The sequence below is a fragment of the Microcoleus pseudofavosus SVA1_A4 genome, assembly GCF_036700565.1.
Taxonomy (GTDB): domain Bacteria; phylum Cyanobacteriota; class Cyanobacteriia; order Cyanobacteriales; family Microcoleaceae; genus Microcoleus.
Window position 1 is genome coordinate 1 of sequence record NZ_JAUBPE010000110.1, and the last position, 16,097, is coordinate 16,097.

Sequence of the window (16,097 nt, forward strand, 5' to 3'; positions counted from 1 at the left end):
GACTCAGTGAAGCAGCGCATTTTTGACCCCTTTTTCACTACCAAACCGATCGGTAAAGGTACGGGTTTGGGGATGTCTATTAGTTATCAAATCATTACTGAAAAACATCGCGGTAAAATCAAGTGTTTTTCTACACCTGAAGCGGGCACTGAGTTTGTGATTCAGATCCCGATTCGGCAATAGCTATTTCAGGATTCGATCTGGCTGCTGAATCTTAACAACTTCTCGTTTTGTGTAGATATCAAACAATTTGATGAGGCACAATTATTAATTAATCGATATGGGTATCAATTAGCGCAAACTGCTCGATCTGAAGTCATAAGAATCCTAAAAGCTCGATCGGCATTACAAAAGTAAATAACGCCCAAACCCGTTTAAAAATCTGGTTTGAGGGTTTTCTTCCTCGCATCCAGTTCAAATCACAACTTGCGAGGGGACGATCGCACTCTTCGTAGAACAATTGGAGTATAGCCGAGTCCTCGATCCGCTTTAAGTTTTCCGATACTCCGCTTTAGGTTCAGAAAAAAACATTAAACTCCTCGGAAACCGATCGCCATTTCCATTGCATCGCGAGGACTGGGCTTAACTAATTCTCGATTTATTTTAGCCTGATATAGGTTGCCAACCAAACCCAAGATAACCCCGAGAAACAATAAACTTCCCCCTAAATATTGAGCTAAAGTAGGAGTTTCCCCTAAAATCAAATAAGCCATTATTATAGCTGCAATTGGGTTCAATAAACTGGCTAAATTGAGTTCCGTTGAAGTCGCATTTTTTAAACCCGCTAACCAACATAATTGACCCATGACGACAATAACCGCCGCATAGACGATCATCCATTGCCAAAGAAAAGGAGATAACACTTCTGCAAAATGGTTTGGCCCGTAAAGGAGATTAGCCAATAGGAAAAAAATCACCGTCCCCAGAATATTGCGATAAATCATAAAAATTCCCAAGGGAATCGATTGTAATTGCAGTTTACCAACGACGGTGGAAATGGAACCAATGATAGCAGCGATCGCCACAAAAATTTCTCCTGTTCCAATTTGAAATCCAGCCATCGTCATCATCTGCCCTGAACTACCTAAAAAAGCAGTCACTATCACCCCAGCCAAGGAAATCAGAGAGCCTGCACTTGCCCAAAAATCGACCCGCGAACCCAACAGCCAAACACCCAACACAAGGGTTAAAATTGGTTCGATACGCCCAATTAAAACGATATTGGTAATATTTGTCTGTCCCAGGGCTGTAAAAATTAACGCTGGAGCGATCGCCCCCGATAAAATACCTGTAATAGTTAAACTAATCCAATCTTTACGAGTCAGAGCTTTCAGAGTATTCGGTTCCCAGTCTTTATAAAAAATTAGAGTCATTAACCCCAAAGCACAAATATTACCCACAAATAAAACATTGCACAGTGAGATAGGATTTATGCCATTGATAGCATGATTTTGTCCAATTTCCACAATTTTACGAGTTATGGAATTAGAAGCAGCAAAAATCAAAACAGCAATGCCAAGATACATTGGGCTAGGAACTTGCATTAAAAACTCATGTACTTTATTGGCAACTTTCATGCTGTTTATTGATTGGGATTTTATGACACAAAGATTAGCTTAAGGTGATGCCTTTTCATAGCCAATCTGGGGAGCAGAATAAATGGAGATAAACACAGCATCTTCACTATTGTCATTCACTGCCCCATGAATCTGATTTTTTTCTGCGATCGCAACTTCACCAGCATTCAAGCTTTGGCTTTGACCATTGCCTAAATAATACGTCAAAGTGCCCCGGAGCATCACCCAAGTATCTTGTCCGTCGGGGTGACAATGAGCTTTAACAATTTGACCAGGCTTGACTCCCCAAATAGCGATGCTAGAATTTTCAGTCTGAATAATTTCTGTCACCGTAGCGACTCGATCGGAGAAACGCACATAAGCTTCTAGGGCAAAAATTCTTGCTTTCATCATTTTCAAATCACCGTTTTATTTGGGTTGGGGACAGGTTTTTTTAGCAAAATCACATTGATAAATATACTGTTCTTGCCAATGGAGGGGAATCTCTAGTAAATCCCTTGCACCCGTCATTCCCTGACCGATAAAAAGCAGTAGAGCAAAACAATTGAGGATGATATGAACGGTGCGCCAGCGATTTTGTCTATCCTGATAAATATCTTGAACAATCGCCAATGAAAAAATCATCAATAAAGCGGCTGTAATACCGTAGTAATAATGCGAAACAAACCATTCATTATCCCGACGATAAATTTCTGGCTGAGCTCCTAAAATAATCAATCCCATGCCCGTAAAAGCAGCAAAAATGCCTCGCCATAGTTTAACTCTTGCCTTAAATAGTAGTGTGAAAGAAGCAATGGTTAACAGGAAAATGGCGATCGCAAAAAAGACTCGAAAGGGTTCTTTGGTCAATGTGTCGTTACTGAGCATTTTTGAGAAGATGGGATAGGCCATTCCCAGTAGGGCAACCCCTACCACTGAGCCGCTCAACCAATTACCGATCGCTACGTGCTCAGAACCTACTACTGGCGGAATTTTACTTTTTTCCCCATCGGCGACTTGCAGGCGACGCTGACGGGTGAGTAGGGCGCGATTCAGCACAATTCCGATTAAGGGAAAGACCACAATAATGGCGATCGCCGGATGTAATAAAGCCAATGTATCTTGAAGTTCCATGTTAAAGATCCATTAATGAACGATTCACGGACAATCAAAATTAATGAGAACTAAGCAGCCACAAACAGGGACAATAAAATGGCGATCGCATCGGCTGGTTCATAACGCTTAGTATAGTCCACGTCAATATGAGCTAGGGCAATATGACGACGGCGATCGATAATAAAAGTTGCAGGAACAGGTAACAGCCAATTTTCCGTCCCGTTGTAATCGGGGAGAGCGTGACCCAGTTCGGTATAAAGCAGTCGAAGGCGATCGGGAATTTCAAAGACAATACCATAATCACGGGCAATTTGACAACCCGCATCACTGAGGACATCAAAGGAAAGTCCGTTGTTGAGGACTGTTTTTCGGGAAGCATCAATCGTTTGGGGAGAAATGGCTAAAACCGAAGCTCCTAATGCCTGAATTTTGGGTAATAGCCCCTGATAAGCCCGTAATTCTAGATTGCAATAGGGAGACCAACTGCCAAAATAAAAACAGAGAAGAACCGCTCCTTGATTTAATTTATCGTAAAGACTAATCTGCTGACTGTCAGTATTTTGTAGCACAAAATCGGGGGCTTCATCGTCAATTCTCAAGGCTCTTCGATTTTGAAATTCCTTCGCTAAAGCTTGGGTTGCTCCTTGCATGATTGCCGCTTTTTCCGGGGGAATTTTTGTAAAAAATTCCCGTTTAAATTTAGAGAGTTCAAGTTGTAAATTCACAGGATTTTCCTATAAAAATATAGGAAATTTACCCTCACATTCCATCAGCAAGGGGAAAGACAAATTACTTGACTTCAGCGGCTGGAAACATCGGCACCTTGCCTTTTTTCACAGCTACGACGACATCATAGGTTGCACAGTAGGAGAAGGTAACATCGTTGGCTTTGTTGTAGAGATTCACCACCATGCCTGCTCCACCGGGTTGTACTCCTAATGGTAACAAATCTCCATAGAAAAATCGCCGTAATTGGTCGCCACTACCAACTTGTCCTTTACTTTTACTGATGATATCGATCTTTTGCTGAACCGTCATTTCCGGGGCTGCGATCGCCGTATTTTGGAATTGGGGCAAAAAGCTATGTACAGCCACATCTCCCACACTGATAACGCTAGCGAGGGCTAGGGGAGCGAACAGAGGACTGAGGGATTTGAGTTTTAACATCTGCGTTTTTGGGGTGAGAACAGTTGATGAGGCTATCATCATCTATTTCATTTTCTTTGGGAAGCAGGCAAAATAGAATATACTATATGCCATTTTGGAATAGGTGCTGTATGGATCGAATTGCGTGTATGCAGAGTTTTGTTCGGGCGATCGAAATGAATAGTTTTTCTGCCGTAGCGCGGGAACAACAGACGACGCAACCGACCATTAGTAAGCAAATCGCCGCTCTGGAAAAATATTTGGGGGTACAATTACTCACTCGTTCTACTACCCATTTGAGTTTGACCGAGGAGGGAAAAAAATATTATCAATACTGTCAGCAAATTTTGGAAACCGTCGCCGAAGCGGAGGCCAGTTTAACAGGGAAAGAACGGGCTACAGGAATTTTACGATTGGGCTGTCCTGTGCTGTTTGGGCAAATGCAGATTGTCCCCCGTTTAAAAGCCTTTATGAAACGCTATCCCGATGTCAAGATCCATCTGATGATGGCGGATCATTTTGTGGACATTGTAGAGGATGGTTTAGACCTTTTGATCCGCATTGGTAATCGTCTGGATAGTTCCCTGATTGGCGATCGCATCGGCACGACTCGCCGCGTCACAGTGGCAACAACAGGCTATTTTGAGCAAGCGGGAGAACCCAAAAAACCGGATGATTTAGTAGATCATGATTGCATTGTCTATACCCATCTAGCAACGGGCAATGAGTGGCATTTTCAAGGAACAGATGGTACTATTAAGGTGCGGGTTGAGGGCTGTTTTCAAACTAATAGTTCTGTGGCGATTCGAGCAGCAGTGTTATCGGGTTTGGGCATTGCGGTAGCGCCGGTCTGGATGTTTGGTGATGAGATTTACCGGGGCGATCTCAAGGTTGTGTTGGAGGATTATCAGCCGACTCCCTTGCAAATTCAGGCGGTATATCGTCGCAGTCGTTTTTATCCGGCAAAAATAGTTTGTTTTATTGAATTTTTAGCGTCAGAATTCAAGCTCGATCCGTGGGTTTCAGATTATGGGGTATGAGTAGCAAAGAAGAAGAAAGTGCCGTTAAGGTATTGGCGATCGACCCACTGGTAATTTTAAAGTATTGGGTATTGCGATTGAGTCAGGGGAAAACTGATGATTTTTTTCCTGATATTTTGATTGTAGCGGGGTTAAAGAAGACTCCGCCATTGAGTAGCGGTGCTGATGCGTTGCAACCGGGAGAATGGGGGGTGGATGTGGTGGAAACTCAGTCGGCTGAGAGTTTTTTGATGGCGATGGGGTGGGAGGAGAAAACGGCGGGGAAAACGATTGAGGATGTTTTTAAGGTTGAAAGGAGAAAGGGGTAAAGGGTGAGTTAAGGTGCTACGATATCTTTATAAATTGATACTGTTGAAACAACAAGCAAAGGTCACTCGATACTTAGTCGGCCATTTTTCAACTTTCCTCATCATCTTGTCCTGGTAAATCTAAAGCAATCAATAAAGCGCGATTAAGTTGGGCAATTTTTGCCTCTGAAAGCTTTCCCAGCATTCGCAAAAGTCTAGTTTTTGCCAATACCCGCACTTGATCCGCTTTAACAATTGAATCCCTGTCTAATCCTCCATCAGGAGCTTTAATCAAAACCTGAGAGGGAAAAATTCGCTTTTCCTGTTGATAACTGGTGCAAGGAACTCCCAAAACGACTGGACTACTAGCATTAATTGCATCGCGACTGACTATAATCACCGGACGATTTCCCCCTTGTTCGGAACCTTCCACAGGATCGAGACGAGCTATATAAACCTCTCCTCTTTTCATTCTTGAGACTCCGCCAATTTAAACGCCTCCCAAGAAGCTGTAGCAAATTCAGCCTCCATTTGTAAAACTTCAGCTTGATACTCTGGATCGCTTGCCATTTCTGCTAGTGCTGCATCAATTTCTGCTCGCTTCAGTGCGGCTAATTCTCGACGAATAGCTCGCATAATAAATTCATCACGACTTTTGGCTTTTCCTTGATTTACTGCTCGATCAGTTGCTTCTAGTAAATTAGCAGGGAGACTGATTTTTGCTTCAATTGTAGGATTCGACATCAAAGTTACTCCTAACTGAATTTGCTTGACTCGGACGAAAATAGACAACCTAAACAGACTTCTTGTTTCGGAATAATGTTCCTAGTCAGCGCCTTTAAACAAAATTGGGAACTGTTAGCTTGCGCTATCAGGCTCAGAAGACTTGCCCTTCTCCTTTAACTTTTGGTCAATTTCATTGAGAAAACTCTCCACCCTATCAATTACCCGATCTATGGATTTATCGTCCAAAATAATCTCAGGCGTTGCTGATTTAGGGTATGAAAGGCTAAATATGCCAGTCATGGAAACCAGTATCCACAAAGCTTGGGGATTTTAAAGTTATTTTTTTTCATACCCTGATTAAGCAACGCCAATAATCTCATTACCTTCTTGAGTTTTCCCATTCCTATGAACGATATCATGTCTTACTGATATATCTTTCTGGAGTTCGGAAATACTTGGAAACAAAAGACCAAGAGTTGCCTCATACATTTTACTCACTTTAGGTAAGTTATGATAAATTACCTCAAGCATATCTTTATTTGCTATCCCTTTGGCCTTTTCAGCTAAATCAAGTAGTTGATTAATTCCAATTTTTTTGGTCTCAAAATATTTAAATGATAGCACAATTTTGATCGATTGTCAATTTTCGGTCGGGGGCGATCGCCTCTGCATTATGAATACTCAACAACACCGCCAATCTGTCATACTTACCTAAGTGCGATCGCAAACAGATAATAATATTTTTACAATCAAGTATTAAAAACAATAATTATACCGAAACTTTCCCCATCGTCAATCCCTCATGCTTAACAGGAATACAAATCTCAAACTCCGTCCCTTTTTCTGGCGTCGAAAAACACCTAAGCGTCCCACCATGTTTTTCAGTAATAATTTGATAACTAATCGCCATTCCCATTCCGGTTCCCTTCCCTACAGGCTTTGTTGTAAAAAATGGATTGAATATCTGTGTTTGAATTGATTCTGGAATTCCATTGCCATTATCGGCGATCGCAATTTTAACCCATTGCGAATCTACCACCGAGGTACTAATTGTAATACAACAGGGCTTTTTCTCGATCGAGCAAGCTACCCGTTGAGTATTTATTTCTTCGAGTGCATCAATAGCGTTTGCCAAAATATTCATAAATACTTGGTTGAGTTGCCCGGCATAACACTCAACTAGCGGTAAATCACCATAGTCTCGAATGACTTTAATTTCTGGATGTTCTAGCCTCGCTTTGAGACGATGTTGCAAAATTAACAGCGTGCTATCAATTCCTTCATGGATATCAACTTTTTTAAATTCTGACTCATCCATCCGGGAAAAATTGCGGAGTGACAGCACAATCTGGCGAATGCGATCGGTACCAATTCTCATTGAACTCAGGATTTTAGGTAAATCATCTTGCAAAAAGTCTAGGTCAATATTTTCTGCTTCTTTCTCAATTTCGCCAATTGGGTTTCGATAATGCTTTTGATATAGGTGTACCAAATTTAATAGACTGTCAGCATAATATTGTACATGAATTAGATTGCCATGAATGAAGCCGACAGGATTGTTAATTTCATGGGCTACTCCTGCAACTAATTGCCCCAAGGATGATATTTTTTCCGTCTGAATCAGTTGGGATTGCGTTAGTTTTAAATGCTCAATTGCCTGCTCAAGCTGCTGAGATTTGTCTCGTTCTCTGGCTTCGCTATCCCGTAATGTGGTTTCTATCTGTTTCCGTTGAGCTATTTCGGCGGTGAGTTGCTCGTGGATTTCCAATTGTCGGAATACTTCCTCAAATGTGCTTGCCAAAAATTGAATTTCGTTAGCTGGAATCGTCTTTGGCATAGGAAAAATGCCAGTTTTTTTACTTTGGGAAACTGCTTCATTCAAGTCCCGCAAGGGTTGCAATACATTCTTCTGAAGGAGTATCCCCATGATTAACAAAATGGTGATGATGCCAACTAGCAATGACAAAGTTGAGGTAATGAAGGTTTTGTCAGCAGCTTGCTGCATTTGGTTGAGATCGAGTAGGGCGATCGCCACTCCCCGTCGTTGGGATGTGCCAAACAAGGTACTACTAAAAGGCAGAATTTGCGCGATCGCAGGCTTGCTGTCCACGACCATATTGTGGCTGACTTCAATGCCTGTGGTCGCCGCTTGGTAAAGTGGTTGTGCGAGTTGTGGATAGATGGAAGTGTATGGCTGATTAGTCGCATTCTGAGGGCTGCGGGCGATCGCTATCCCAGATGGATCGACAATCGCAATTTCCACCACACCGGGCATCGTGGCAAAATTTTGCACAACCCGTCGCAGAATGCTTTTATTCTCCAACTCTAGTAAGCCTTCTGTAGAAAACTCTAGCGATTGTGTAATCGATTGAGCCCGGTTATGAACTTGCGTTGCTAAGTCAGACTGCATCAGCCGATAGTTAAGTCCCAGAGTTGCCAGTCCAACTGTGGTAATCGACAACCCAACGCTAACCAGCAAGCGCCGCGACAAGCTATGGGGATGCAGGAATTTCGTCATAATTTCCACTCATTGATTGCTGTAGTTACGATCTCAGTGTTAATCTCCACATCCTGACGCGGTATCCGTCCGCCACGAGGGTCAGATTTCAATAGTTTAGCCATTTGAGCGATCGCTTCTGGTAAGCGACCAGACTTAAACATCTGTTGTTGCATAGCAATGTCACCCTTTTTAAGACCAGCGTAATCTTTAGCAAAAGCCTCACTCTTCTGTCCCAGGCTTTTTCCCACCTTTTGAAACACTTCATTTGGCTTTGTTTCCACTGCGCTCATAATATCAAACCAAGCCATAATAAATTGCTTAAATTCAGCTTTTTTTGTGCGAGTAATAGTTGACCTAGAAGCCAACGTATCAACGATTAAACTATCAATTTCCTGAGTAGTGTAAATGATATTACCCTTAATACTTTGAGCCGTTTCCCCTAGCAACGGTTGCCAGAGTACGGCGGCATCTAAACGTTTCTTCTGCATCAAATCAACCGATTTCTCGTTAGAAATATCTTCAATATTGACTTCTTCGGGTTTGATCTGGTGCAACTTGAGAGCTTCTAATAAAATCAGATGATTTACTGTTCCAAGTTTCGATCCCACTCTTTTACCGCGAAGGTTTGCCACTGACTTGATTCCAGGTTGAGCCACAATACCATCAGCCCCATGAGAAATATTTGTTACCATCAGCACCACAGGCTTATCATTCCCCGAATCAGACTGGATCACATCCCACAAAGAGGTAAAATTAGCATCCAAATTACCGCGCAGCATGGCGCGAGTTGAATCTTGATTATTCTCAAATCGAATGAATTGTACATCTAATCCGCGCTGTTTGAATAATCCCGCTTCCTGAGCATAAAGTGCAATATCAAATCCTGCCCAACTAAGGATTCCCACTCGCAAGGGAGCAAGTTGCTGTGATGCCAGGTTACAGGCATTCACAATCAGGCTAACCGCCAGTGTCAAAACGCAGAGGACACTGAGCGATCGCCATTTCGTTAAAGTCAACCAACACCTAAGCAATAATTGTCTAGTCCCAGTCTGAGCTTTGCCAGTCATCTATGCAGCCTCAACGCTCTTGTTCGTCGATGATAGCAAGAACTTTTCTGGATGTCATTCCCTGAAAAAACGCCCAAAACAAATGTAAAATAGAACTATTCTATTCGCGTATAATTCATTACCAAATTCAACCAAAATCAAGAAATTGCCGCTGATTCCCGCACATAAGAATTCACCGATTCATCTGTCGGCAAATGTGGTGAGAACTTCTACAGTACGCCGATATTGCGATGCGAATCGCTTCCGGGAGTTGAGGGGTTCGTTGCTGTGGCGGTTCCTGGGCCGCTGCAATCCACGGTTCATCTACATGGGAAAATTCCGTCCAAGATCGCGATCGGTAACGATATCAGCCGGATGACAATGCTTCCCAGCCTCAACGAAAACCCCCAAACCCCATTTTTCAACGGGATTTGGGGGTTTTCTTGCTATGTTTTTTGTCTGTAAGAGCCCGATCGAATCAAAACTTGCGATCGTGCGATCGACCAACTGGTAATTTTGAAGTATTGGGTATTGCAATTACGATCGCGATCGTAATTGCATGACTCATTTCAGCGGCAGACCGCCCCACAAGACCCCGAACTCGCACGCAGAAATAGGGCGGCCTTTCCGCTGCACGCTCATTGTTCGGCGACTGTTGACAAGTTCTAGCTCATTTGAGCGAGGTTAATCAATTGTGCCAAAGTGGATAAGTGCTGCACTGTTGCAAAGAAGGGAGTAAAAATTGCATCTTGCGTCATTTCTAACTCTCAAGCTTGCTCATTCTGATAGTTGGTGGGTGATAAAATGCGCGATGTGCTGTGTACAAGGGTTGAAGAAACATAGAGGAGCGAAAATCCAATCAGAGGATGGAACACCTCTATATGGAGAGGTGTTTTGAGATGAATGCTGACAAATTGCAGCCCAAGCAGCACAGGTAGAGTGGCAGCGAGATGTCGTATTTTGCGTGAGAATGGGGCGAGCGATGACCATCCCCATAATATTAATGACAATCCACCATAGCCTCGCACTAGCCAAACATGAATATTCCACCAGGAAGGGTCATTGAAGTAGGCAACTCCAACTGTTAATAACTGAGCAATCAAGCAGAGGTTAAAGACAATTGAAGTTGTATAAAAACCTATCTGTACCCAATGTGCGGGAGTACGATCGCGATCGATTTCCGAAGTTGTGCTCATGTCAAACTGCCTGTTTTGCTACTTCTAAACTCGATATTCCCTGCATAAATAAGATTGCCTTATCGACCAACTGTGCCCCCGCTTTTTCTGGCGAACCGACATCAAATGGCGGGGCGGGATTGTACTCCAGTAATAGTTGAATAATCTTGGCTACTTCCTCACCACAAAGGATGCTAGCGATCGTCAGGCCAAAATCGATACCTGCTGTCACGCCTCCACCAGTAATACGATTGCGATCGATTACTATGCGCTCTGTGCCAACCTCAACGCCCAACTTTGCGAGTTGTTGGCGCATTGCCCAGTGAGTCGTCGCTCGATAGCCGAACAGCAGTCCGGTTTTCGCCAGAAATAGCGCTCCACCGCAGACAGAAGTGATAAATTTGGCGGTGCTGCCTTGTTTGCGAAGAAATGCTAGTATCTCTGGATCGTCTTCTACTGCCCCTTGCTCCAAGCCGCCGCCAATACAGATAACGTCCAAGCGCGGGCAATTTTCAAAGGTGGTATCAGGCAAAACCATCATGCCGTCATCGGTTTTAATCGGATCTAGCGTTTTCCAGATCCGATGAATCTGGACACCTGGCAACGCACTAAAAACTTGCTGCGGTCCCACTATATCCAGCGATGTCATGCCAGGATAAAATACCAAACCAATGATATGCTTTTGTGAGTCAGTCATGAATTCATCTCCTTGGGGCGATTGCGATTAAATCTGTCCTTATACTAGAAGTAGCAACCGACTTCGCCTAGTCCTCGATCGGGTACTCTTTTTGACAGCATGACAATTTCCTTGCAGCTTTTATTTAAAGAAATCGACCTGGTGACGGATGAACAAGATTTGCGATCGCAAGTCGTGCCCAAAATCGGCGAGTATTTTGCAACTAAGCGATCGGGAATCTTCTTTTTCGACCAGCTTTTAGCCGATCGAAATCTTCATAAATTACTAAAAGTCGCGTTATCTGTCGAACATAATCCTGTTGCACGTTACTTAGCGGAGCGCCATACGCCTGTGCATGAAGGATTAGTAACATCGCCCAAGGCGTGGGCAATCATTTGTCCCCGCGCCGATCATTGGCACGTCATGGCGGGGCCGATCGTCAATCGCGGTCAATTAGTGGGTGCAGTGGGTTGCACCCGCGAACAGTCAATGCCTGCCTTTGATACGCAAAATCTAGCCGATTTGAGCGCGATCTGTTTGCACTTATCTGTTTGGGCGGCCACAGTGCGCGCGGCGAAGCTATCCCGTAGGGAATCGCGAAGTGTTTCCGTTGGCGAAGCCTGCCCAACGGGCATAGGAAAATCGCAACACCAATCTTTCAAGAGCGATCGATTAACGCCTCGTGAATTGCAAATTGCCGAATTGGTTGCTTTGGGACGAACCAACGCAGAAATCGGGAGGGAACTTTGGATTACTGAGAATTCAGTAAAGCAAGCTTTGAAGCGAATGTTCCGCAAGCTTGAGGTTTCGTCTCGTGCAGAAATGGTTGCACAGCTTTCGGCAACCAAATATAATTTGCCAAGTGTAAAAATGAAACATTAAACTCCCCGGAACACGTTGGCTTGGTCTCTCCCTCGGTGCCATGCTGACAGAAGGATGCGTTCTCATCCCCTAATGGCGATCGGTCCTGGGAGGACATCTTCGATCGCATTTTCAAAGGCTCATTTGGAAGTTCTTTTTGATGCCATTCTATCGATCTTTTTACGAAGATAATAAACAACAACCTGACAGAATGGCTCGAGTTCTCCTCCATTATCGCCATTCCACTTGCGTAGTTCTTTTCGTATATCTGCATCAGAGGGTTGTTTTTGAATCAATCCTTTGCGAAAGGCTTTTAATACTGCTTGACGATTACCAACCAACGCCTTTTCATTCAAATTCAAGACTTCATTGATTTCTTTATCGAATTGGCGATCATTTGATACAACTTTACCGTCTGCCAAGAAACGTATTTTACCTTCGACGTTATGAGATGGATCGGCAGGGTTAAAAGTTAGATCGAGATTTCCTTTTTTTGTGTCACAGTGCTGTTTATCTTTGTTTTGCCCTTTTCCTCCTCGACAAGCCCCAAGGAGATTATTGTATTCTAGCTGTCTCTGAGGGTATATATCTTGGCTTTGCCAGTGTTCGATTTTCATGTTTGTTGAGTCAGAACGAATCCGTTGCATACAGTAACAGCAAATTCCTCTTTGCTCGCTCACCAGACTTGCTCTCAGATCATCTTTTTCGGCATAGTTATCATAGTCAGTATTTGTATTGCACCGATGCTGTGTCAAGGATGTTGGTTCGGTCTTTTTCTGGATGTTTCTCATTCATTACCTTCTAAGAATTTAATCAGCGATCGAGCTTGAGTAATCTCAGGAGCTTCGTGTCCAATTTTTTCAACGAGGGGCATCATAGCTTGACGTGCGCCATCAAAATTTTCATCATCAATTAGTCTAAAAAGAGCGTGAAGCTTGTCTGCTACCTCTTGATTACGTTCTGACGATCCCATCTGCTCCTCTAGTATTCTGTTGGCATCAAGACCATAAGATTCTAAGGGAATTGTAGAAATAACTTTGCCAGTTTCTTCATCACGTTCGAGGCTTCTAATACAGCTTGCTTCGACTTCACCAATAACAAGCGGCGAATGGGAAGTGCAAACAAACTGGATTGAGGGGAAGGTTTTGGTGAGGTCATTCACAACTTGACGTTGCCATTTCGGATGGAGATGTACATCTATTTCATCAATTAAGACTAGCCCTGGTGTTTCTTGCAAAATCAGAGGCAATTTTTGACTAGATATATCTTCTGATTTTTCGGTTAGGAAAGAGGCATTTTGAGTAACGATTTTGATGGCAATATCGGCAATTAGACCTACCATCATTTTTTGACCAGCACTAAGGTTACTAAAGGGTTGGGGGTTGCCTTGGATAGAAACAACAATTTCCGATCGCTCGGGGTCAAACCATAGGTCATTTGCATTGGGAATACAACGCAAAATAGCCAACTTTACGACCTTGTAACCAGGGCGCATTTGTCCATGTCGATTGACCGAAGCGATCGCTTCTTTCTGAAACCAAGTATGGAGATCGGCGATTCTAATCCGTTCTTCAAAGCAGTCATAGAAGGCATCCCAACGGCGGGCGGGGCTGGTGTGGGTAGTGGCTTTGGGGTCGCGTTGGTTGGAGGGTAGCCAAGCTCGACCTGCTCCGTAGTAGGCGATGATGGGTAGCCAGATTTTTTCGCCTGCTTCAACCTGTTGAAATAAAGTGGAGATAATTGCTAGAGCTTGTTTGGCTTCTGTGTTGGAGGTTCTAGAGCCGTTAGTTTTGATTTGTCTGAGCCATTGGACTCGCTGACTGTTAATCGTGCCGATCGCTTTAATCTGGACGGGTTTTCGTTCTATAAATTGGGTGATGGTGTCGGATTCGATCGCCTCTAAGCGAATTTCTGAGGGAAGAATGTTACGGCGGCTATTGTTGAGGGTTGTGTCGGGGGAGTTGACCAGCCAAATTCCAGCCGCGATCGCCAAAGCATCGAGGATCGTCGTTTTACCTGTGCCATTGTCCCCAACTAGCAAGGTAAATTGGGGATGCAAGTCAAGGGTATAGTCTGAAAATTTCTTGAAGTTTTCGATTTCTACTCGGTCAATTCTCATGGTAATGTCCCACTGTCGATCGGTATTCAGCTTGTAATTTGTAGCATAGAAATCATCCTAGTACGACACCAACAGCTTTAATTATAGGATATCTATATGTCTCACAAAAAAGAACGATCGGACTAGAAACTAAAAGAGCGATCCTCTTCGAGGGCAACGCTTACGCACGCTCATTGAATGGCGCTTGACTCACTGGTAATTTTGAATTATTGGGTATTGAGTATTGCGATCGCTAGCAACCTCAACTGATTACGCCTCAATATTTCACCGCTACATTAGATCGAGCTGACAATTTTCCTATCGAGAAGGAAACATTAGGTATTTGTTTTTTTTCTTGATTGTGGAAATTACACTTGTATCACAATAGGATTACTTTTATCTGCTTGTTATGGAAATAGATCGCGTGCCATTTCTGAATCGCCTCCGGCGCACCATGTCCTCTGCAGAAGCTTGGGGGTTTAGTGTAGTTGGATATCTGATGTGGTTTACCTTAGCGCCGTCGATGCAAGCAGAAATTGGCTCGGCATCGCTGTTGGTATGGATTCCAGGCGTTATCGTCGGAATTCTGTTTAACCTTCAAGTTCAGAGTTTGGGTGAGAAATATCCAGATGTATCTGGGGGAACACCAAATTACATCACGCGACTGCTGCATCGTTACCCAGCCCTGGGGCGCTACTTGGGGATTGCCTACTACTTGGGGTGGGTTTCCTTTCCGGCAATTAATGCGATCGTCATCACAGATTTGATCCAATTCCATTTAGAACCGATGGGGCTGAATATTCCAGAAAAATTGTTTGAGATCGGTTTTACTGCGATCGCTTACTTTGTAGCATTCAGTGGCACCCGCGCCGTCGCCATTCTGCACCTCTTTTTTGTCTTTCCTTCGATCGGCTTTTTACTCGTCTTCTGCGTTCAGGGTTTAGGCTGGCTGGCTTTTTCGCCCCAAAGCCCCGGACTCTTGCCCAGCAGCATTGATGCCATCAGTGTCCGGGACTGGCTGAAATGGTACTTGTTTGCCGCTTATAGCTTCTATGGCTGCGACACAGCTTCATCCTTTGTAGCAGACAGTCTCCACCCAAAAGACACCCTCAAGGCGCTGTCTTGGGTTGCCTGGTTCATGCCTCTGGTGTTTGTGGGTGGCACTTTAGTGTTGTTGCAGTTGGCAACCGATCGCAGTTTAGGAAGCAATTTGTACGGCAATTTCCTGGCGGCTGCCAAGCCTTTCTGGGGAGACGCGGCCCCTGTCATAGTCACATTGCTGGTTGCGTCTAGCTGTTTGTTGGGCTCTGCGACTAGCGTTTGCAATACGCCCCGCATCCTGTTCCAACTCGCGCAGGATGGGCTGTTGTCTCCTGTGTTTGGTGCAGCGTCCCGTCGGGGGGCCCTAGAACCCTCGCTGCTGCTGACCTTTATCTGTAGTTTAGGATTTTTAGTATGGGGTGACACGACTCAAATTGTCGTGGTGTCAGGGGTGAGTTTTTTCGTTTCGATCATGGGGTTCCACTTGGGGCTGTGGATGCAGCGCCACGATCCAGTCGTGCGTTGGGGGCGACTATCCTTAGCATTGCTGGTGGTGGAGTTCATTTCGCTGGTGGTGGGTGGTGTTGCCTGGGGATGGATGGATTTTGGCATCGGGTTGCTGTTGCCGTTAGCAGCGATCGCCCTCGACGCTGCAATTGGGCGGATTCCGTGGGCACCTTTGCACTTACCGTGGTGGGATCGATTCCATGCCAAGCCAGTAACTCCTCCTAAAAACGAAGATTTTATAGTGTTTCAGGTGGCAATTTTGATTGCGCTGATTTGCGGTACAGCGACGATCAGTTGGCTGATCAGATCCTGGCTGCGGGTA

General features: G+C 44.2%; 19 protein-coding genes. 5 read left to right on the top strand and 14 right to left on the bottom strand.

The window, feature by feature from the left end; translation table 11 throughout:
* Positions 1-183, top strand: a 183-nt coding sequence (locus tag QUA02_RS30580; RefSeq protein WP_333033351.1) for a sensor histidine kinase, incomplete at its 5' end; no start/stop codon positions are given.
* Positions 184-530: 347 nt separating this feature from the next.
* Here the strand turns inward: QUA02_RS30580 and QUA02_RS30585 are convergent.
* The 5 genes from QUA02_RS30585 to QUA02_RS30605 all read right to left on the bottom strand — a co-directional run bounded on the left by QUA02_RS30585 (position 531) and on the right by QUA02_RS30605 (position 3,839).
* Entirely contained in the window at positions 531-1,577 is a 1,047-nt protein-coding gene (locus tag QUA02_RS30585; protein WP_333033352.1) for a DMT family transporter, read from the bottom strand.
* Positions 1,578-1,616: 39 nt separating this feature from the next.
* Positions 1,617-1,970, bottom strand: a complete 354-nt coding sequence (locus tag QUA02_RS30590) for a cupin domain-containing protein (protein ID WP_333033353.1) — start codon at positions 1,968-1,970, stop codon at positions 1,617-1,619.
* A gap of 15 nt (positions 1,971-1,985) precedes the next feature.
* Positions 1,986-2,690, bottom strand: coding sequence for a DUF4079 domain-containing protein (locus QUA02_RS30595; protein WP_333033354.1), 705 nt, complete (start codon positions 2,688-2,690; stop codon positions 1,986-1,988).
* Between the two features lie 50 nt (positions 2,691-2,740).
* Positions 2,741-3,397, bottom strand: coding sequence for a peroxiredoxin-like family protein (locus tag QUA02_RS30600; protein WP_333033355.1), 657 nt, complete (start codon positions 3,395-3,397; stop codon positions 2,741-2,743).
* Between the two features lie 64 nt (positions 3,398-3,461).
* The gene (locus QUA02_RS30605; protein ID WP_333033356.1) at positions 3,462-3,839 is read right to left on the bottom strand and encodes a hypothetical protein; all 378 of its coding nucleotides are present in this window, start codon (positions 3,837-3,839) and stop codon (positions 3,462-3,464) included.
* A gap of 128 nt (positions 3,840-3,967) precedes the next feature.
* Here QUA02_RS30605 and QUA02_RS30610 point away from each other — a divergent pair, with 128 nt between their 5' ends.
* Entirely contained in the window at positions 3,968-4,858 is an 891-nt protein-coding gene (locus QUA02_RS30610; protein ID WP_333033357.1) for a LysR family transcriptional regulator, read from the top strand.
* A complete protein-coding gene (locus QUA02_RS30615) occupies positions 4,855-5,166 on the top strand; it encodes a DUF2656 family protein (protein ID WP_333033358.1) in 312 nt (103 codons plus the stop codon). Before QUA02_RS30610 ends, QUA02_RS30615 begins: the two co-directional genes overlap by 4 nt.
* An 88-nt stretch (positions 5,167-5,254) precedes the next feature.
* On the opposite strand, the gene QUA02_RS30620 is transcribed toward QUA02_RS30615, so the two are convergent.
* From QUA02_RS30620 to QUA02_RS30650, 7 genes are all read right to left on the bottom strand, one after another.
* A complete protein-coding gene (locus QUA02_RS30620) occupies positions 5,255-5,617 on the bottom strand; it encodes a type II toxin-antitoxin system PemK/MazF family toxin (RefSeq protein WP_333033359.1) in 363 nt (120 codons plus the stop codon).
* Positions 5,614-5,889 carry a CopG family ribbon-helix-helix protein gene (locus QUA02_RS30625; protein ID WP_333033360.1) on the bottom strand — a complete coding sequence of 92 codons (276 nt, stop codon included), beginning with the start codon at positions 5,887-5,889 and terminating at the stop codon, positions 5,614-5,616. The genes QUA02_RS30620 and QUA02_RS30625 overlap by 4 nt, the downstream gene beginning before the upstream one ends.
* 339 nt (positions 5,890-6,228) lie before the next feature.
* The gene (locus tag QUA02_RS30630) at positions 6,229-6,495 is read right to left on the bottom strand and encodes a hypothetical protein (RefSeq protein ID WP_333033362.1); all 267 of its coding nucleotides are present in this window, start codon (positions 6,493-6,495) and stop codon (positions 6,229-6,231) included.
* A gap of 145 nt (positions 6,496-6,640) precedes the next feature.
* Positions 6,641-8,389 carry a sensor histidine kinase gene (locus QUA02_RS30635; RefSeq protein ID WP_333033363.1) on the bottom strand — a complete coding sequence of 583 codons (1,749 nt, stop codon included), beginning with the start codon at positions 8,387-8,389 and terminating at the stop codon, positions 6,641-6,643.
* Positions 8,386-9,438, bottom strand: coding sequence for an ABC transporter substrate-binding protein (locus tag QUA02_RS30640; protein ID WP_333033364.1), 1,053 nt, complete (start codon positions 9,436-9,438; stop codon positions 8,386-8,388). Before QUA02_RS30640 ends, QUA02_RS30635 begins: the two co-directional genes overlap by 4 nt.
* A gap of 746 nt (positions 9,439-10,184) precedes the next feature.
* Complete coding sequence (locus QUA02_RS30645; protein WP_333033365.1) at positions 10,185-10,613, bottom strand: DUF6220 domain-containing protein; 429 nt, start codon at positions 10,611-10,613, stop codon at positions 10,185-10,187.
* Position 10,614: 1 nt separating this feature from the next.
* Positions 10,615-11,289, bottom strand: a complete 675-nt coding sequence (locus QUA02_RS30650; RefSeq protein WP_333033366.1) for a DJ-1/PfpI family protein — start codon at positions 11,287-11,289, stop codon at positions 10,615-10,617.
* Positions 11,290-11,388: 99 nt separating this feature from the next.
* Between QUA02_RS30650 and QUA02_RS30655 the strand changes: the two genes are divergently transcribed.
* Positions 11,389-12,150 carry a helix-turn-helix transcriptional regulator gene (locus QUA02_RS30655; protein WP_333033367.1) on the top strand — a complete coding sequence of 254 codons (762 nt, stop codon included), beginning with the start codon at positions 11,389-11,391 and terminating at the stop codon, positions 12,148-12,150.
* A gap of 119 nt (positions 12,151-12,269) precedes the next feature.
* On the opposite strand, the gene QUA02_RS30660 is transcribed toward QUA02_RS30655, so the two are convergent.
* Entirely contained in the window at positions 12,270-12,920 is a 651-nt protein-coding gene (locus tag QUA02_RS30660; RefSeq protein ID WP_333033368.1) for a retron system putative HNH endonuclease, read from the bottom strand.
* On the bottom strand, positions 12,917-14,248 hold the full coding sequence (locus tag QUA02_RS30665; protein WP_333033369.1) for an AAA family ATPase: 1,332 nt from the start codon (positions 14,246-14,248) through the stop codon (positions 12,917-12,919). The genes QUA02_RS30660 and QUA02_RS30665 overlap by 4 nt, the downstream gene beginning before the upstream one ends.
* Before the next feature lie 388 nt (positions 14,249-14,636).
* Between QUA02_RS30665 and QUA02_RS30670 the strand changes: the two genes are divergently transcribed.
* A partial coding sequence (locus QUA02_RS30670) for an APC family permease (RefSeq protein ID WP_333033371.1) occupies positions 14,637-16,097 on the top strand: 1,461 nt, incomplete at its 3' end.